The organism is Anaerobiospirillum sp. NML120511, from assembly GCF_023050955.1.
In the GTDB taxonomy this organism is placed as follows: Bacteria; Pseudomonadota; Gammaproteobacteria; order Enterobacterales; family Succinivibrionaceae; genus Anaerobiospirillum.
Genome location: NZ_JALKIK010000012.1, coordinates 19,096 through 39,315 on the forward strand (window position 1 = coordinate 19,096; position 20,220 = coordinate 39,315).

Here is a 20,220-nt window from a genome sequence, read left to right on the forward strand (position 1 = left end):
CGCCCCGGTTTTCGCACTGGCAGGCCCTGGCCTGCCCTGGCAGGGCAGGGCCTTGCCTGTGGCATAAGGCTTACCTGGCCGTAAGGCCTAAAGACCGAAAATCAGTGAGCGCTCCAGGCTGGTAACCTTGCGGCCGCCGGCGCCAGTGTCTGCTGCAGACGGGGCAGCTGCCGGAGCCTGAGGCTCAGGAGCAGCGGCACGCTGACCGGTGCAGCCCTCAGGGCACAGTTCATTGAGCTCACGGGCGCTGATGTCACCGGCTGCGCCTGCGGTGCCGACGGCGGCGGCAGCTGATGCTGCGGCGGCTGCCGGGGCTGCGGCGGCTACGGCTGCGGCCTGCTCGGCAGGTGAGGCGCCGACGGCGGCGGCCGGAATAATGCGCTCAAGAGCGGCCTGAGCAGCGCTGAGCTCATCGCTTTCTGTCGCCGAAGTGACATCCAGTGAGGCGCTGAACTTTTCAAGCAATTGCTGTGCCTCAAAAATGCTCTGAGAACGGCAGAAGATGCGGAAGAATGAAGTCCAGGCGGCATTGTATTTCTGGGCATAACCAAGGAACTGCTTTAGTCTGTCCATCACTGATTTTTCAGGATAGTTGCGTGACTGCAGCTCCTGACCAAGCTCAGAGGCTACGGTAATTACATGCTGCATGGAGCATGGCTGCTCCTCACCGCGCAGCACCTGAGGGATGTTGGGAATGGCAAAGAGAGCACGGCCTACCATCTGACGGTCAGTGCCGGTAATGCGGGCACATTCCTGAGAGGTCTCATAGGAGAGAATGTCGCCATTGGCCACTACAGGGATGTTGTTGCACAGCTCCAGCACTGATCCAATGGCAGGCCAGTTGAGGGCCTCTTTTTTGTAGAGATCCTTGCGGGTACGGGCATGCATGATGAGCTCATCCACACCGTCAACAGCAAGGGCCCTGACAATCTCAGGCAGTTCGGCGGCATCAGCAAAGCCAATGCGGAACTTGACTGACAGGTGAATGGAAGGGTCGAGCACCTCACGCACGCGGCTGACAATGCGGTGCAGCAGCTCAGGCTCCTTTAAGAGCATGGAGCCGCCGTGATGAACAAAGCGTGACGGACAGCCAAAGTTGAGATCAATGGCCTGAGCGCCCACCTCAACAGCACGCAGGGCAGTCTTGGCAACAGGCTCAGGCTCATCACCAAGAAGCTGCACACGGCATGGGCAGCCCCAGGCAGTACGGGCGTTTTCCTTAACCTCAGGAACATCGCGCAAAATGGTCTTATAAGGCAAAACCTCAGTGGTGACGCGGATAAACTCGGAGGTACACGCATCCCAGGCTCCATAATGGGTAAGAACCTTACGCATAGGGGCGTCTGCCACGCCCTCCATTGGGGCCAGATAGATTCGGTCAAGTTTATAAGCCACTTAATCTTTCCTCATAAAGAAAACACATATGCCTGCAGCCCCCTGCCGCAGCTGTTTACAGTCACTGCCTCAGGACACTTACGATACACCGCTGGTACTGTCCCGTTATGCTCAGGGCAGGCGGTGCAGCGCAGAATACTGAGCTTTAAGCTCCGGAATCTGTAAGCCGCAGGGTGCCAGGGCCCGGAGCGGCGCCGGCTGCGCTGCCGGCTCGGGCGCAGGTGGGCGCACTGTACGCAAGCCTGCGCGCTGTCCATGGCAGCCTGGCTGTTATGGCCGCTGCCCGGCTGCGGGCAAAAAGACCATGCATTGTACTCCAGATCGCCTCTGACAGCCATAAATATGCAGCTTTTAATCAATGCCCAGGCAGAGGCAGCCTGCCTGTCTGGCAGGGACAGGCTGCCAGTCAGGCCCCGGGCAGTCATGGTCCTGCCGGGCCGGGTCAGTACGCACTGGGCGCCCCGATCCGGCCGGAACATGCCCGGCCGGCGGGTCCGGCCATGTCGGGCCGGGCGTGCATGGCCTGGCTGTGCGGGGGTGGTGCATTTGCCTGACAGAGGTGATAAAAAATCGGCCCCTGCCCCAACAAAGGCTAATGAATGCTAAAATTAGCGGACCTGTATGCCTTAAATCTGTGTAGCATACAGAGCTGACTTTCAGGCCCGTCAGGACCGGTCAGATTGTGACTTTTATTTTGCGCAGTAAACCGGTGGTGGACTGCTAAGGGGAAGACTGTGTTAATTGCAACTCATGACGGTAGCTTTCACGCTGACGAAACACTGGCCTGCGCTGTAATTTCCTATATTCATGAGCGCTCTGAGGTCATTCGTTCCCGTGATCCTCAGCGTCTGGAAACAGCTGATATCATCATTGATGTCTCAGGCATCAATGATGACAGGCATTTTGATCACCATTCCAATGAGTTCAACCTCAGCCGCCCTAATGGCATCAACTACGCCACAGCCGGTCTGATGTGGCTCAAGTTTGGCGATGAGTACATGCGCAAGATTGCTCAGGACTTCATGACCTACGAGCAGCGCCAGCAGCTTACCGACGAGATCTTCCTTGCTGCCCGTGAGCGTATTGACCGTGAAGTGATGTATGCCGTTGATCTCAATGACAATGGTCAGCTCAACACCTGGCTTGCCGATAATGTGGCCGTCAACAATGAAGGCGAGCAGCGCGTCATGGATGAGCTCAACGAGTTCTACCGCTACTCCCCTGACATTGCCTATCTGGTAGCCATGCAGAATCTGCCCAATGTCTCAGGTGCCGAGCAGGACAGAAACTTCATGAACACAGTGAAGATGCTCAAGAACTTGCTCATAAATGCAGCTGTAAATGCCCTGTACACTGAGCTGGGAATTGCCCGCGTGATGTCTGTTTACGACGGCGGTGAAATCCTCATCATGCACGAGAAGCTGCCATGGACTCAGGCAGTGCTGGCCAACTTTGATGCCTTCAAAAACTGCATGCTGGCTGTCTATCCAGATCGCAAGCGCGGCTGGCGTGTGCAGTCCCTGCCATTTTCCAAAGCCGAGCGCTTCAAGAACAAGCTCACCGCCCCTAAGTCATGGCGCGGCCTTGATTTTGAGGCTCTGGACGCAGCTACCGGTCTTAGCGGCACTATCTTCGTTCACCGTGCCGGCTTTACCGGAGGTGCCATGGACTTTGATACCAATCTGGAAATGGCCCGCATCTGGCTGCGCGAAGGCGAGCGCTGCAAGTAAGCCGCCCTGCTGCGCAGTGCGCAGCCGCGTCGCGCTGCGCCCGGCCGGCCGGGCCGCCCGTGGATTTGCCAGGACCCTTGCCTGGGCCATGCCCCATGAGCCAGGTGGAGCTTGCGGCCGGGCCTGCCCTTGCCATAATGAACAAAGCCCTGACGGGAACAGTCCTGTCAGGGCTTTGTTTTTGCAGTCGCTGCCGGCCTTACTGGCTGATAGGACCGAAAGAAATCTGGGCAACGCCATTGGCTGCCACACCACGGACAAAGGATACGGAAGCGTCCGGACGGGCCTGATTCTGGCCATGCACATATTTGAAGGTGCGGTAGTAGACAGGCAGGTCGAGGCTGCCATTGCCGCCTGATACCTCGTGATTGCCCTTGAACTCTCCGTAGATATAGAAAATATCGTTGGAGCTGTCCAGTTCGATATTGGCACGGGCACCGGCATCAAGATTGTACCAGCCCTCTACCATCCAGGTCTTGCCATCGTAGTCAAGGTAGGAAACGGCCACGGAAATAGGGACATCGGCCACATTCTTACACTCAAGAACCAGAGCCTGGGCGCTGGTCATTACGGTCATTGTTCCAGCCAAAGCCGCAGCAGCTGCAATCTTGCGCAACACATTACCTCCAAACAGATAGATTAACTGAGCACCGCCCCGCTGAGCTGACTTATGGCTATCCATACCGGGCGGTACTGCTCCTCAGTTCTGTCAGCAAAGATCCTGCAGCCATGCCTGTACGGCCTCAGGGCATCTGCTGAACCTGGCAGCTCCCGTGAGGGGGACAGCAGGGCCATCATATGGGCAAATATTAACCTATGGCCGCTCAAAGCGCAAAATCTTTCTTGCCTGTCCCTGTCACAAAACCCTGTGCTCAAACCATGGCAGCACACCCGGCCATGCAGCTGCAGTGCAGCCGTCAGCGCTGCTGCAGCAGGGCGCAGCCAGCTGCAGCTGCATGGCAGAGCGCAGGCATGAAAAAGCCCGGCGGGGCCGGGCTTTTTGCAGTGAGCAACTGTAATTGATTAAGGGGTGAAGCTTGAATCCTCACCCTTGGCTCCGGAGCGTACCTGTCCACGCTCAGGAGCATTTTCCATGTGCTCCTTGAAGACAGGGTCATCAGCGCCGGTCTGATCGTTAAAAATATAAGGATTAGGAGTCTTGCCTTCCTGAGCATTGTGCTCACCCGGGCCGTCACTGTCATTGTCCAAGGAGCGGGAGTCATCATCAGGGCTGATACCTGTCTGATGAGGATGATCGTCATCATCCCTGCGGTCCTGTGGGGCGCCCGACCAGGAGTCCTGAGACTGACCTGACTGCTGCTGACCACCATGAGCGCCCTGTGACCAGTGACTGCCCATGTCGGAGTGGAAAGCAGAGTTTACTGTATGCTGGGCATTGTTGCGGAAAGAGTTTTGCAGATTGTTGCGGCGGCGTGCCTGATCCTCAGGTGACAGGCTCCAGTAATCTGGGCTGCGCTCGATATTACCGTTTTCATCAATACGGCTGCGGGCCTCAAACCACATGTAGAAAGGATTGTTCCTGTTAAGCGCGTAATCTACGCTGTTGACTGAATTGTCGAGCACACGGCGTACATTGCCAAGGAAGGACAGGCAGTATACGGCCGGCACGGCGCACAGCAGCAGATAGGACACGGACATGTTCAGGAAGAACTGGGCCAGCATAAAAAAGCCCACCACTGAACTGGCAAAGGCATTAAGACGCAGTACTACCGTAAAAGGGACACGCACTCTGACCACTACAGGCATGAAGACGCGGGTCAAAATGGCGGCGGCCAGCACCACAAAGGTCATGGAAAAGAGAATTCTTACGCCCACCACCAGCCAGACCAGAATTATACTGGCATTAAAGGCCTCATCAAGTACCTGAGCGGCAGCCAGAGGCTCAAACTGGGCACCTGATGAGCCATAAAGCGAGGTCCATGGGACACTTATGGTGCCATCGGTAGTATCGATAATGGCAGCATGAGAGGCAATGGTGATAGGGACGTGAATCGGTTCACCATCTATCCTTTTGTTTTCCAGATTCCATGCCATTACCACCTCACCGCTGCTGTTTTTGATTAAAAAGGGCTCGGTATTGGCAGGATCGGCAGGGGTCAGTACACCCTCAGGGGAGATATTGCTTGCCGGAATCTGAGCTACTACAGTTGACAGATCCAGAGTCTTGAAGCGGTTGAGAATTTCCTTGACCTGAAAAGAGGCAGGCAGGGCCAGAGCGAGGCTGAAAAGCAGCAGGTAGCGCAGGCCGGCTCCTCTCATTTTAATCAGGACATCATAATAAAATCGTCGTGAAAACAGGGCCAGAAAGGGCCAGGAGAGATACTCCAGTATTTTTACAGGCTGCATAAGCAAGTTGAGCTCACCATAGTAATTGCTAAAAGTCAGGTCATTATAGCAAGTCTAAATCCCACTGTCTGGACGCCCGACCGCATGCCTGTGCAGTGCACATACCATGGAACACAGGACTGTCAGGGCCGCTCCTGCACGCTGACAGCGCCCTGTTGACCCATAACACTGTCGCCTGCCGATCAGGCGCCCGCGCCTGCCACAGACCCTCACCTTCATACGCATAAGCCGCCATATTGCACCACCATAAAAAGCTGTCCGGGCATCCCCGGGTCAGTTATTCATTGCGAAAACTTACCACGTGAATGCCCGGACAGGGCTGAAAATAATCGCGCAGCGCGCTCTGAACCAGCTGCCGGCACCCGCCACCGACCTCACCGTCTCCCGCGCCCCTTGAGCATGAGGCCCGCAGTGAGCTCAGGCAGCGGGGCCGCCCCGAAGCATTGCTATACCATGCCAGCCGGCGCGGCCTGGGGCGCTGACCAGGCTGAGTCTGTGGGCTGAGCTGTGGGCCGTGCGGTGGGCTGAGGCTGTGGGCCGTGCAGTGGGCTGAGGCTGTGGGCCGTGCAGTGGGCCGTGCAGTGGGCTGAGTACGTGCCCGGCCTTTAGCTGTTGCGTACTGGCTCGGCCTTGCTGCTGTTAAGGCCCAGGTACTCAAAGGCACTTCTCAGGCCCTTAAGCACAGTGGCTCCACCAGGCAGCTTCTGGGCAGCTGCAAGGGCTGAGGCTCTAAAGCCGCCTGGACGCTCAGTGCCAGTTGCGGCAGCTGCAGTGACCGGCTCAGAGGCTGAAGCGGCAGTGGCTGGCTCAGCCATGGCAGCAGTGCCACTGAGGGTGCCGCTGCCAGTGCTGGCTGTGGTGGTACCTGAGGCAGAGGCTGTGTTACTGCCCATGCCCTGCCTGTCAGATGGGGCGGCACTGTCAGTGGCAGCCAGCTGGTCGTGGCCGCTGGTCAGAAGCCACTTGCCTGCATTTTCAGGAGCTGCGCCTGAGTTGAGGGCGGCGAAGATACTCAAGGTGTAATCAATACCGCTAAGGTCCAGCACTGTATTGTCAGTAAGCCACAGAGCAGAGCCCAGGTCGGCGCTGCTCAGGGTATGGCAGTTCTGGCAGCGGGTCTCAACGCCGGCGGCATGGTCAATAGCGGCCATGGAGCTGCTGTCATTGTTATCAGGCTGTACAGGCAGTGATGGTACTGCAGGCAGTGATGGGACATTGCCGTGGTCCGGCTGTGGCTGTGGTGCCGGTTGAGGCAGCGGCTGTGGCTGTGGCAGCGGCTGAGGTTCAGGCTGTACCGGTTTGGCAATGACACTTAATCTGGCATCGACTATGGTGATGTCGTAATTGCCATTGTTATATGAGGCGGTAATCTTGCCGGTCACAGGATCGGCCTTGAGGGTGAGATTGAGATCGGCAAGGCTGTCACCGTCAGCAAGTGAGGCACTGATATCACCAGGGTTTACCAGGGTATTGCCGCCGACAGTGAGATCAGGGAGCTGACCTTCGGTAATGACCTGATCCTTAAGGGCTATGGTCAGAGGCTTTTTGTTGATATTGAGGGTGCCCACACCGCCAATAGAGTCGACACGATCGTTACGTATCTGCAGATCGGCGCTGCCACCTGCTCCCCTGTCCCAGGTATCACCGGCATGAGCATAGGTGAAGAAGTAATCATGGCCACCGGCCTGATTGTCCTTGTGGGTGGTGAACTCAAAGCCCCACTGACCGGCATTTTTCTGATCCCAGGAGGTGCCATTGACAAGGGTCAGCACATTGTTAATGTCAAAGCCCTCGTTGTTGACCAGATCGGCATAGTTGTGGTTTTTGCCATCGTACATGAAGTTAAAGTCCTCAATGTAGAAGGCATTCATAAAGCCCTTGTCACGACCGGCCAGGGTACCGTCATGAGCTGATCCTGAGGTGGCCCATACAGAATGCAGACGGCCCAGAGCCTCGTCATGAGAAAGTCCTGAGGCTGTCATCTGCTCAAGGCTTTTATTCCAGGCCTCGGAAAATGATGAAGCCATACCATCAGCATTGCCCTCACCCACAGCTGCAAGTGCCCTGTTGCCAGTACCTGCGACCATAAGTCCCTGGACCATGCCGCTGTTTGAACCTGTTAAATGACCTGCCTTAAGACCATTGCGTGAGCCCAGCTGATTTGCTGTGTTATCACTCCATGAACTCATGACGGCTGTAAAGCTGTTATTGCCCTCAATGCGGCCGGCCAGAGCGCCCATATAATCTCCGGAACCTGCTGAGGCAGCAGAGATACGAACATCAGCCCTGTCTATCTCAACATTGGCAAGAGTGCTGTCCTTGATGGTTCCTGCCAGCAGACCAAAGTTGAAGTCCTGACCGCGAAGTGAGCTGTCAAGAGCAAGGCCGTCCGTCATGATTTTCATATTGCTGATCTCAGCGCCATCAAGGCTGGCAAAAAGACCGTGATTACGGTTGCCAGTCACAGTGCTGCCTGAGGAGTCCCTGACCTTTCCGGTCAGAGTCACAGTGTGGAAAGCACCGTCTAAAGTGCCTGAGAAGGATTTGTTAAGCGCGCCCATGCTGTCGCGTTCATAATCAAGGGTAATGTCATCGGTCAGCCAGTAGTCACCTGAGCTGTTCTTTGAAAAGGCATTGTAAAAACCATCGGCATTGTAAACAGCCTGCTGAGCAGAATGGTCGACGAATTTGCCACTGTCATGAGTGCCATTGAATTTGATATCACCCCTGGCAGCTGCCTTAAGACCATTGACCCTGAGCAGCTCGCGGTAGGTTACGGCATTGCGTCCCGGTGCAGTGCTGCCGGCAAGACTGTCCTTATTGTCAGCTGCGCCATTCTGCTGAGGACGGCTGTCAAGGCGCACACTGTCGATGTCACCGCCAATGTCGATACGGCCCTTGCCGCTGTGCAGCTCGAGCACGTCACCTGCAGTGGTGGACGGCAGCACCTTTTCTATCTCGCCAATGACAATCTGATCGCCATTGACCTTGATAGCGGCACTGTGCACGCTGCCATAGAGTTTGACATCGCCCATGGCCAGGGTTTCAGGCAGGGCATTCATGCCAACAGGAGCGGCATTACCGTCCTTGAACCTGTCCAGGGTCTGCTGACTGAGACGGGAGGTACCAAGATAGGTACTCTTCATTCCCTCAATAGAGCCTGTGGTGCCTACTCTGACACCATTGGGATTAACCAGATAGAAATTGATATTGTCATTCTGACCTACCACGTGACCATCGATACTGGTTCGTCCTGGTCCCTTGACCACATTGAGGAAGGATACAGGCTGGTCTCTGGCGGCCTTGAAGTAGACGTGACTTCCGGCAGCCACATTAAAGTCATCCCAGATAAGCAGGGCATTGCTCTTGTCTGAGACCACAGTCATGGCGCTCACTGAGGTGTCATTGCGCTGGATAGTGGCATTCCATGCCTTGTTGAGATCAGGCAGATTTACATTGGCGGCATGAGCCTGGCCCATGACCATGGTGCCCATGCCGGCGGCCACTACCGTACCCAGAGCACGGGCCAGAGGAGTGCGCAGCAGCGCCATGGCACGGCCCATCACGCCCTCACAGAGACCGCCTCTGCCCCTGCGGCCACCAGCTGCCCCACGGACCGCACGGGCACGGCCAGCGCTGCCTGCCCTGTCTGGCCAGCCGTCCAGGGCAGCGCCCGCACCACAAAGCTCATGGCCTGCGCCATGGCTCTGGTGGCCCTCATGGCCGGCATGGCTGTCATGGCCGGCATGGCCCTCAACAGCGGCACCAGGGCCCATGGCAAACTCAGAGTGATGATTGAAAGCAGATGACTTGTCCATTGGATAAACTCCTTGATTTGTTTGTTCGATTTTCAGGCCGTCGCTCAGACCTGCGCAGGAAGATGACTTTGCCGGAAGATGCGAATCTGCTCTGTCAGTGCTGCAGGCACTGAGATGAGCAGACAGGTTGATGGCAAAAGCCTGATCAGCGTCGTGACGCTGCTCCTTATGTACTGTTCTCTTACTGGACATAATTCCACCATGGAAATGATCGCTGACCGGCCTTAAGGCCCATCAGCATGCTGTTATCTCACCGACCGGCAGTAAAGCCCGGCCTGTATGCTGTTATCTGACTGACCTGCAGCGTGGCACGGCCAGGGTGCTGTTATCTCACCGGTCCAAGGCAAAGCCCTGCCAGGTTGCTGTTATCTCACCGGCCGGCAGTAAAGCCCGGCCTGAATGCTGTTATCTGACTGACCTGCAGCATGGCACGGCCAGGGTCCTGTTATCTCTCTGACCGGCATATGGCCCTGTCAGCCTGGCTGTCATTAATTACCTGCTCTGTCGGCAAAGCAGGTAAAGATCAGCTCTGCAGCTTACGCTTTGACTGTAGCGGCAGAGCACTGTGCTCATGCAGGGCCCACCAGAGATTATGGTAAGGCTGGCGGCACAAGGCACAGTTTGCTGGCTGCAGGTTGCAGGTGCAGATTGCAGAAATGGGAAAAGTGGTGGTCAGACTGAATAATAAAGGCTGACTGTTATCTCAAAGCCGCGCATCAGGCGGCAGGTTTTCAGGCGCTGCAGGCGCCCGGCTTTTCATATAGGGTCAAAGGTATAACCGGGAGATCACCTCTCACTGTAAGGTCATGGGCCATCAGGTCTCCTGCTTAACCTAATCTTAGCAGTGGTCCGCGCTGTTATCTTACCGCCAGGGACATTCAGGAGCTCCCGGCTTATGCCTGCACGCTCATGCGGCCAATACGGCTGCGCAGTGCTGAGGTGTTAATACCGGCACAGTCAGCAAGCAGGAGCAGCTTATTGCAGACTTTAAGTACTCCGCCCCACCAGCGTGAGCCTTGAAAGGAGCGACGACGATTAATAGCCGCAGTCTGCTCCTGTTCCGAGCCTGATGCGCTTGAGTTTGAGGTAAATGCCTGGGGAGCAAAATCAACCTTAAGGTCACTGGTGCAGGCACGGTCGGCGGCACATCCGCCATGCAGCGCTGCTGAGTGATGGGACTCCTTATTATCAGCTGTGAAATCAGCTGCATTGTCTGACTTTATAAAATACTTTAGAGCGCATGAGCTTTCTGTGTCAAGCACATTTTGTGTCTCTGCACAAAATTGTGTCTTCTCCTTATGCTCTGTTGCAGCGGTCCCGGAACAGCTGCCAGTGACAGGCTCAGTGAATCTGCCCTGAGCCAGGCTGTTATCACAGCTGTGCTCCAGCTGGCTGTCATGACTGTGGACACAACTGGCATCCCCGGCGGCGCTGTTATTGCTCTCAGCGTCGTTGACCAGGGCAGCGGCGCAGCCCTCATCCACACCAGACATTACCGGACAGTGACTTACGCTGCAGGCAGCATGAATCTGACGGCCAGTGCTGTCATTGAGATAGCGGGCGCATGAGGCAGTGCTTAAAGCTGAAGGGGAAACACAGCTGGCTGAGCACAGACCTTCAGGCAGCTGCAGCAGGACAGTGCTGTTTTCCCCTCCAGCAGCTGACTGATCCTCGGACACAGACACGGTCGCAGACACAGGAACTGCAAAGGCCCCAGTCACTGACCCTGCCAAGGCACCGGTCACTGCCCCTGCCTCTGTCACAGTCACGGACTCAGCTCCAGTCACTGGCTGTTGGCCCGGCTCACCTGAGAGCAGAGCACAGCCATAGAGCTCATCAACAGCAAAAAGGTCATGATCACTGTATGGATCAGCCGTCTGCAGTCCGTAAAAGTACGCATCACTGCAGGAGCTGATGAGATAAGACTCATCATCGGCCCCCAGAACACTGTCATGTAAGGCCTGAGAGCACTCAGTTACGCTATCCCTTAAGACGGCACTGTCCTCACAGTCCAGTGCAGACTCGCAATCATCATAATGCTCTATCAGAGCAACCTGTGCATCTTTGCCGTCTGCATCAGTAAGTGTACTGAGATCAAATGATGTTGCAGCCTCAGCGCACTGGGCTTTGTCAGCGCTCTCGTCATGCTGTTCCTGATCCGCACAGGCACAGGCACAGTCGCTGTCATCCGTCTGCGCAGCAGCAGACACTAACAGGGACACAGCTGCAGGCAAAGATGCAGACAGGTCAGCAGGTTCTGGTGCAGGCGAAGATAACTCTGCAGCTGCGGCAGCTGCCTCAGTGCCTGCGTCAATCAGGCACTCCTGGTTAAGGGTGTTGACCGTATCGGCTTTTGTCAGCTCAGAGCTGCTCCTGTCCTGCTCACCATTACATACAAATGTAAAATCACCATCAGCTGCAGATTTAATTGTAAGTTTGCTCTGGCTGGCTAGCCGCAGCGCAGCCGATAAAAAGCATTCCACAGCACCGACCTTACGGCCGCTCTCATCAAGATCAAGGTTCAGTTCACAGCAGTTATCAAGCTGTCCAGATATCAGGCTGTTGCGGCTGATGCTGAGCAAAGCCGATGAACTGTCAGCTGCTCCCACACTGCCGCCTGCTGATACACAGCCCCGCTCATGGCTCCTGCGCTCAGAGCCGGAAGAAACTGACATAAACAGGCTGTCATAGAGATCAGTAAGCCTTGCTATGTCCAGCTCCTGGTCCACGACCCCAGGATTTACGTCCTTGCTTTGTATATGGTCAGCCGCTGTCAGATAAGATAGCTCAACCTCAGCCTCTGCCTCAGACTCAGCTGCAGTACTTTGCCCGGCAACATGGTCCTGACTGCCACATAAATCAGAGCGAACGGCCATACTGCCTGAAGCAGGAACACAACAGGAAGGGGAGCGGCAAGATAGCCGTGACTCCAGAGATCCATCAGCTCTGAGGTCACTGGCAGAGATTTGCGCTTTACTGTTAATTGCTTTCATAACTGTTATCCAAAAAGAGCATGAGCCCGAGCTCATGCATTACTGTTATCCTGAACAATGGACCATGGCCCATTCATTACTGTTATCCTGAAACATGGGCCATAGCCAATGAACCCCTTATGTATTACCAGACGGACAAGACCCGTTGACTGTCAGGGAGGTCCTGACCATGTGGGCCGGCATCCTGCCTCCTTATGTTTGTGGAGCCTTAAAGACAGGTTATGGCACGCAGCTCTGAGCTGTGGCCTGACCTTACGGTCCGGCTACCAGCCTCCTTATGTTTGCTGCTCAGATAGGGCATCTGATGTCAGGCTGCTCTCTGCTGTGGTCATGGCTATGCAGTCAGTACAGAATCCCATGCTCACGTAGCCTGGGCTTTGGCGCTGACCTGACTGGAGCCGGACGAAGCTGTAAGGCAGCTGCCCCAGAGCCAGAATCAATATAGCAGTGCCAGCTGCCGGGGCGTTGCAATCATTATCCAAATTGCAGATCTACCTCGATTTACGAAACACGTTCTTTTCCGGGCAAAAATTTGAGCCATGTCACACTAAATTCGCCCCTGTTTTTCCCTGATGGAAAATTGCGTGTTAAGCACTGATAAACAGGCCCTTTTTCTTCTCCAGGCAAGCTTTTTCCAAAAATTTGATCTCGATCACAAACTAATTTTCGAAACGCCAGTTTGTGATGGAGTTCAAATTTTCTTTGAAATGTTACTAACAGATAATCTCACTTGAACTTTTAACCTGGATTTAAGCCCGTTTTGGCTGCAGCACTTTCCTGGTCCAGTACGGCAGCTCAGGCACTGCTGGCGCCTGATACGGGCTGCAGCGCTGTATGCGGGCTGCGGCGCTGTACGCTGGGTGCAGGCGATGGATGCTGGCTGCCGAATGCAGACTTGAGGACAGGTAACTGCGCAGAGGGGAGCGTAATTCAGGATGCGGGGGGACTGGGAACATGTGGACACGGGGACAGACTGTTATCAGGCAGGAGCTCAACCTGGCTTAGCACCTGGGCATGGCTCGTCTGGTTGATATGCTTTCGGCAGCTGCTGCGCAGCGTGACTTTGCCTGATTGTATGGAGACATTATCACTGTGCCTGATGTTGTGTGGGCATAATCACAGCCATACTGTTTTATAAAGCATTTATGATTATGACCCGCCGGTATTGCAGTACCTGGAGATGCGTGGTGGACTTAGAGTTTATGACCATGTACTGTGCAGCTTTTTGCTATGCCTGAAATGCCGGCTGTCAGATCCTGAGCTCAAGAAAAATTCAGGCAGCTCAAAGATGCAGTGTAAGAGGTTGCAAGACTATTGTGGCAATGCTGCAGATGCAGGGCAGGCGGCGAGATTAATAAGCATCACATTGCAATAACTAAAACAGTTTAGATAAAGACAGATCGGTACTGGCGCAGCAAGGTACTTTGACTCGTAAACAGCCAGTCGACAGGCTGTTGAGCATGACTGTGGTGATTAGCAGGCCAGGCTGCGATTTTGGGTGATGCAGTTTTTCTTTGCAGGCCATTATTTTGCCAATTTGAGTTTATAATCTAAGGTCACTTTCTCTCTTTATTTCTGAGGCTTTATTGAGCAATGCCTTTATTTATCTCTCTTTGTAAGGGTACTCACTCTGCCTGTGAGCCTGCCCCATGCTCTTATTCTTCCTCACAGTCCCGTACATACGGTGACGCTCATCTCAAGGCAGAAAAGTCCAGCTGTTTATCTGCGGATGCTTTTTCTGCTGTAAGATCCTCAGCTCTTTTAAGACGAGCCGCTGCTGCAGCTGCAAGACTTACAGCTGTGGGAGCCATGGCCCTTATGATCACTGCCTGCTCCTCATCAGCCCAGGATGAGGGCGAGACAGCCAGGGAATATACTCAGAGCATATTGCTCATCAAAAACCCTCCAGCCTATAACGACTTTTCTTCCCTGAGCCGTGCCCTTGAGCTTGCTACCCTGCAGGGATACAAATACCACGGACCATTTACTCCCTACACAGGATCCTCAACCCGTATTTACGGTACTACCTCAGCAGGATGTATTGCCGGTGCTGACATGCTCACTGATGAGCATCAGGACTTTCAGCTGCAGCGCTGGGCCAAAGGTCGCAACTACGGCCATCCTATGATGATGCAGTACCTTCAGGATCTGCGTGCCCGCACCACCCAGATGGGACTGCCACCGCTGCTCATTGGCGATATCTCCCGCAGCCTGGGCGGCCCGTATGGCCCACGATCCAACCATGCCTCCCACAATACCGGCATTGATGTGGACCTGCCTTTTGACTTTGCAGCCCCACGCAAAAGTGATGCAGAGCTGCGCAATCCCAAGGATGTCTACATAGTGCGTGGCAGCACTATCAAGCCTGAGTTTACCCGTGACATAGAGCTTTACATCAAGGCAGCTGCCTCTGATCCGCGCGTGGATCGTATCTTTGTGGCCCCTATGATCAAAAAGCGCATGTGCGCTGTCTTCGAGGGCGATAAAGACAACGGCTTCCTGCGCAAGCTGCGCCCATGGTTTGGTCACCAGGCCCACATGCACGTACGCCTGACCTGTCCTTTCGACAGCCCGGAGTGCATAACTCAGGCACCGGTACCAGAAGGTACAGGCTGCGGCTATGAGCTCGAGAGCTGGTTCCTGCCTCCACAGAGCCAGCCTAAGACCACAGCCAGGAAAAAGCAGCGCATCATGCCAGCCAAGTGCGCCAGCCTTCTCAAGGGTTACAGTAATTAAGCCCAGCCCCATCCCCTGCCCCACATCACTGAAACTGCCCTGACCCGAACCTCAGGGCCGTCAGTCCGCCCCGCCCGCCTGTGCGGGCGCTGCCAGATCACCTGTGCGGGCGCTGTCAGAGCACCTGCGCGGGCGCTGCCAGACCACGATATACGGACATCTGGCAGCTACAAGGGCGCGGGCGCTGCCCGCCTCATTCCGCAGCACAGGCTCTCCCCACCAGGCCATCCCCCAAAAGCCACCTCCACTCCCCCACTTGATGCTGATAAAGTGATCTGTATGAGCTGATCGCCAGACTCTTCTTTCAGCTCCTGCCTTTGGCCCTCACCCAGGGAAAAGTAAGTCACTGCCATCAGAACTCACACTCCATAATGACTCAGACTTCATACAGGAGTATTGCCTGTACCAGTAACAGGTAGCGTTTCTCTGTACTGTGTGCCGTACTGTGTGCCGTACTGTGCGCTGTACTGTGTGCCATGCTATGTGTGCCGTACTGCGTCTGGTTCAATGACTTTGACTGGTCTCAGCCGTCCGCGCATGCTGACATGAAACCAAGTTGAGCCGGCCAGCTTTATCCCTGCTGGCGCAACGCCATAAGTAGCAGCTCACATCCTGGGGAATACATTTAAGCCTGAGGCTTCTTAGCATGGCCAGCCCCTGCCTGGCCAGCAGCCCACTCGTTCTAACCATGGTGTGCAACGGGCATTAACTGCAGTCAGTTCAGCTTCAGGATAGCAAAGGTGATAAGAGAGGGGATAAGGAGATGCCATGCGTACCGAGCTGGTACGTTAAGACAGTCGAGACTGGCAGTGTTTGGAAAGGCAGACAGCCCAATGCCTGTTCCAGGAGCTGGACCTGGAGCTGGAGCTGCACAGGGCAGCTGGATTGAGAATACTGATGCGGGCTGCCGGGCTGGTCAGTATGACTATGCTGCTGTCTTGCTGGTAACAGCTGATGAGGCGGGATGTCGCTCACGCGGGACTGCGGGCCGGGGTCATGTTATGAGGTAATGGTACGATTTAGCGGGCGGTGAGCACCTGCTGATGCACCATGATGAGGTAGTGGCGCGCACAGCCCGTAGATAATGGCTTTTAAGCCATGACAAGGCTGGCTGCAAGGTCAGTCGCCGGGAACAGCCAGGGCGACCGCTTGCCGGGAGGGACATTTTTTGCCGAAAACGGAAATAACAGAGGCTGGCACCCCGTAAGGGATGTCAGCCTCTGCATATAGAGCACCGGCCCCGTTTTCAGGGCCTTTGTGCTTTAGAAAATTGTTGCGCTCTGGTTATTGGTGTGGGACAGAACCTGCATCAGAGCCATGTCGCTCTGGAAAGTGCTGTTAACCTCACGCTCAATGGAGCGCTCCTGTAAATCTGCGCCATTGGCTACGGCAATGGTGTTGCCGAGGCTGTTGCTCTCATTGCGCAGGACGAAGTTGTAGTCCTGAGCATTAAAATCTGCTGAATTAATCTTGGCAGCATTGAGAAGGCCGTTCATACGCTCGGTTAACTGAGAGCCGGTCAGGCTGGAGGTACCGAAGTAATCAGCAGCGTTCTGGCCGTGAGGACCGTTGTTGGAGCCAAAGATCATCTCATTTACGAAGTTGTTCAGCTCGCCCTTGCCACAGTTGAGGTCACTTAAAAATGATCTCATGCCCTGAGGGAGCATGGTGGAGAAATCAAGGGTCTTATCCTGAAGGTCAACTACGCTGTTAGCCTCCAGAGCTGCAATAGCCATGGCCTTCTGGCCTTCCATGATCTTTACGGAGTCGAGTGCACCGACGATCTGGGCAGCCTGAGCGGCAATGTTATCACCCTGGAAAGCTGCAGGAGCGGCAGCGGAACCAGCACCGGCTTCGGCACGCATCAGGGCATCAGTGGCTCTGACGGCAGAGGTCGAAACAGTCTGACCTGCAGGTGCAGTGGCACCGGCAGCGCTGGAGCTGGTAATAACCTGGCTGCTGGAAACAGTGGTCTCAGCTGCTCTGGCAAGAAGCTGCGCAAAGTGAGCACCGTTGTTGCCAAACAGAGCAGAATTAGCACGATCAACATCTGAAGCAGATGCAGCACTTACACCTCGTGCCCCTACAGCCTGTACTGGCTGAGGGTTAACACCCTGAATCTGCTCTACCCCACCAGCATTGCGCAAAATAGCGGCAAAGTCGCCTGGTCGGGAGGCAGGAGTATTCTGAGTACGGCTCAGGATATTGCCAAGACCGATAGGACTTGAGTGGGTAACGTTGCTAATGGACATAAAAAGCTCCTTCTAAGCAAGCCAGGAAAATAGAGCCGGAACCGGAATACTGCAAATTGCAGTCAGCTATTTTCATGCTTAGCACTTAGGACTTTGCAGTTAGTGTGCCAGAAATACATTGATAAATTTTTAGCCATAAAGGTATTGATGTATTGCCAGCTCAAGGCCCGTAGCAACGGGGCCATCACGTAGCTGCCATGCTCATGATAAATGCGATATGCATGCCATTGCAAGCCTTTTTACAACCGTGGCCAAGCAGGGCAGAAATGTGCACTTTCAGGGCTCAGAACCGGCCCGAAAAACACCTGCCCCAAGCCGGTTTGCACTCCCATGTCCGTTTTTATCTATCAGAGCGCTTCAAGCCTTAAAGAAACAAAGCGGACAAAATTTGCCGATCGATCGTTAAACAAGCAAAAGCACCCAGGCCTGCTTGCCAGGGGCGGCAAAAGATCCCGGTACTGCACTCCTGCCTCAAACTCCCGCAATCCCCATCACAGCGCCACTCTCTTCAATCCCCTGTGCCTCAGCCCCTGTGCAATGCAGCCTGCCCTGCCGGCCACTGCCAGCAAGCGCCCTGTCCCTCCTGGCATACTTGCCTGAAGCTGCAGCACAAACAAGGCAAGCAATGGGCTGACTCACAAACCTCAACCCTCACATCGGCAAGCATAACCACACGTCGGCAGCATCACCTGCCCCATAACCGTCCGGCAGCACCGCTGTTTGCCGAAAACACTGCCCGCCTTAATCCCAGACTGTCCGTCTCACCAGCCTGCCTCCTCGCATGTTTGCCTGCCGGTCTCACCTGCCAGCCTCACCTCCCTGCTTCCATGCATGTTTGCCTGCCTGTCTCACCAGCCAGCCTCACCACCCAGCCTCCTCGCATGTTTGCCTGTATGCGTTCATTGCTCAGCTCACAGGATCTGGACAAAACGAGCAATCAGACAGAGAGCTTGCCCGGCATCAGCGAAAGCGCATGTAACTGCTATCAGATGTGACATTGCTGCAGGAGTGTTTGCCGATGGCAGCCACAAGACTCATGTCTTATCCCCAAAGGTACTGCAGTTACGACTTATCCTCGTGGTAGTAAGCATATGAGCTGCCCCCTGCCTCTGGCTTTGCGCTGCAGATCAGAGAGGCAAAGCAAAGGACTCCCAGCGGGCACTGGTTCGGATATTAACCAGACCAGGTGCTCACGTGCTTAGGAAGAATGCTGTTCACTCTTTGGCTGCAACCAGGACACAGCCCGAATCTGAGCCGGGAGGAGGACCGTTACTGGGCTTGCAACCTCACATTTGCTGGCGGCCATGGCTGTAGTGCTGTGACAGATACCTGTTGTCTGTGCGTCCCTGAACGGGGCATGCGCCATTGCCCCATGTCTCAAGCGGCAAATCTCACCATCCAAGATGCTTTCGGGAAAGCCAGGCTCTGCCGAACCTCTGGCCGCTGCAGGCAGGTGCTGATCCTTGAAGCTGAGCGCATGCTGATGGGTGCAGGGTCTGAGCCCCGAAGCTGAGCGCATGCTGATGGGGGCAGAGCCAGATCCCCGAAGCTGAGCGCATGATGTTCGCCGTGGATGAGTGGCAAAGCAGCAGTGGTAGAAATCTTTGCCGCCATAACATGCCCGGCAATTCCCCGTGTATCCTGGCATGTCCCGGCGTATTGAAGTCAGTGGCCAGCAGTGAGGTCAACTCTTACCAGACGATCATATATATGCAGTAACACATTCATCGTTGCAGTGTGACTCTGTCAGCGGTGGTACAAGGCAGCGGCTGCGGCTATATGTACCAGTAAGTGATCTATATATAGCAGGGACAGCATGATGAGGCGCTCAAGTCATGCCCTGGACAGCTGGATGTATCTGCAGCTGGCAGGATCTGCGGCTGGGAGGAACTGCAATTGGTTTCCCTGACATAAGCGCAAAGATATGAGATGTGAACAGGCCGACTCTTACAGGGCAGGGATTAAAAGGACGCTGTTACGGGCACTTTATGGGACACATAATGGGGTACTTGATGGGGCTTGATGTGGCAATTGGCGGGGCTTCATGGGGCACAGACATGAGAAATCCACATTATTCATTTCAAATCGTTTTATGATGCATTTAGCAAACCGGCCACATATTTCATCTCTTTAACAGGTTAAGGTACTTTGAGTTAAAACCACATGGAGTGATCTACTGCACCTGGGGGCCAGAAGTGTCAGGCAATAACACTTTATAAAACATTACTGTATGTGTTGCTCTATAAATTTCAGCGGACAGCTTTGACGATGTACACGCGGAGAGCAGGTGCCGGTGTATTGCGCCAGCAGCGTGGGCACGGGCGTATTGCGCTGCCTGCAGCACAGATGAGTTTTGCTGGTGTATATATTTAGCGGACATGGTAACTTTATATACTTTCTAAAACATTATGTCATGAGCTTATAAGGCTGCACCAGTCAAAATGATTTATAAAGCATTTACAGGTTAACATGCAGGCGCCATTATGTTTGTGACGTTACTTTCGTACCGTGATGATCCACAGTTACAGGTATTCATCCTGTTATTTTCATATACGTGAAAAGTAAGTACTGCAGCAGGATGTCTGTGATTTATGAGGCTGTAAGAAGGGATTTGGTGTGATGCGCCTGCTGTGGGCACAGGGCAAGGCCTGCTGGACGCAGGTATGAACGGATATACTGATATGGCAGGGCTGGGGCTGCCTGGGAATGGCAGCGCATGGCCTGGATTGCCCGGGAATGGCAGCGCATGGCTCCGGCCTGCCAGGGAATGGCAGCGCATGGCCCGTATTGCCCAGGCAGGCTGGCATGACAGCATATATGGCTGTGAGGATTAAGCTGGTTGCTGGTTAAGTGATTTCCTGGGAAATAATAAGGCCGGGCAGCTATTGCTGTCCGGCCCTGGGCGCTTTGCCCTGAGACTGCCAGGGAC

General features: G+C 54.8%; 8 protein-coding genes. 2 read left to right on the plus strand and 6 right to left on the minus strand.

Going from position 1 to position 20,220, the window contains the following annotated elements:
- Positions 1-87: 87 nt before the first annotated feature.
- Positions 88-1,395 carry a tRNA-dihydrouridine synthase family protein gene (locus MXE39_RS05035; RefSeq protein ID WP_246978764.1) on the minus strand — a complete coding sequence of 436 codons (1,308 nt, stop codon included), beginning with the start codon at positions 1,393-1,395 and terminating at the stop codon, positions 88-90.
- A gap of 734 nt (positions 1,396-2,129) precedes the next feature.
- Here MXE39_RS05035 and MXE39_RS05040 point away from each other — a divergent pair.
- Entirely contained in the window at positions 2,130-3,125 is a 996-nt protein-coding gene (locus tag MXE39_RS05040) for an MYG1 family protein (RefSeq protein WP_246978763.1), read from the plus strand.
- A gap of 199 nt (positions 3,126-3,324) precedes the next feature.
- Here MXE39_RS05040 and MXE39_RS05045 read toward each other — a convergent pair whose 3' ends face one another.
- From MXE39_RS05045 to MXE39_RS05060, 4 genes are all read right to left on the minus strand, one after another.
- Positions 3,325-3,807 (minus strand): DUF1036 domain-containing protein, encoded by a 483-nt coding sequence (locus tag MXE39_RS05045; protein WP_246978762.1) that lies wholly within the window; start codon positions 3,805-3,807, stop codon positions 3,325-3,327.
- A 341-nt stretch (positions 3,808-4,148) separates the two neighbouring features.
- Positions 4,149-5,405: a hypothetical protein gene (locus tag MXE39_RS05050; RefSeq protein ID WP_246978761.1), complete on the minus strand. Its 1,257-nt coding sequence runs from the start codon at positions 5,403-5,405 to the stop codon at positions 4,149-4,151.
- 692 nt (positions 5,406-6,097) lie between these two features.
- Positions 6,098-9,502, minus strand: a complete 3,405-nt coding sequence (locus MXE39_RS05055) for a filamentous hemagglutinin N-terminal domain-containing protein (protein ID WP_246978760.1) — start codon at positions 9,500-9,502, stop codon at positions 6,098-6,100.
- 701 nt (positions 9,503-10,203) lie between these two features.
- On the minus strand, positions 10,204-12,186 hold the full coding sequence (locus tag MXE39_RS05060) for a hypothetical protein (protein ID WP_247073833.1): 1,983 nt from the start codon (positions 12,184-12,186) through the stop codon (positions 10,204-10,206).
- 1,710 nt (positions 12,187-13,896) lie between these two features.
- Here MXE39_RS05060 and MXE39_RS05065 point away from each other — a divergent pair.
- Complete coding sequence (locus MXE39_RS05065) at positions 13,897-15,039, plus strand: penicillin-insensitive murein endopeptidase (RefSeq protein ID WP_246978035.1); 1,143 nt, start codon at positions 13,897-13,899, stop codon at positions 15,037-15,039.
- Between the two features lie 1,262 nt (positions 15,040-16,301).
- Here the strand turns inward: MXE39_RS05065 and MXE39_RS05070 are convergent.
- Positions 16,302-17,291 carry a hypothetical protein gene (locus MXE39_RS05070; protein WP_246978036.1) on the minus strand — a complete coding sequence of 330 codons (990 nt, stop codon included), beginning with the start codon at positions 17,289-17,291 and terminating at the stop codon, positions 16,302-16,304.
- Positions 17,292-20,220: the final 2,929 nt, after the last annotated feature.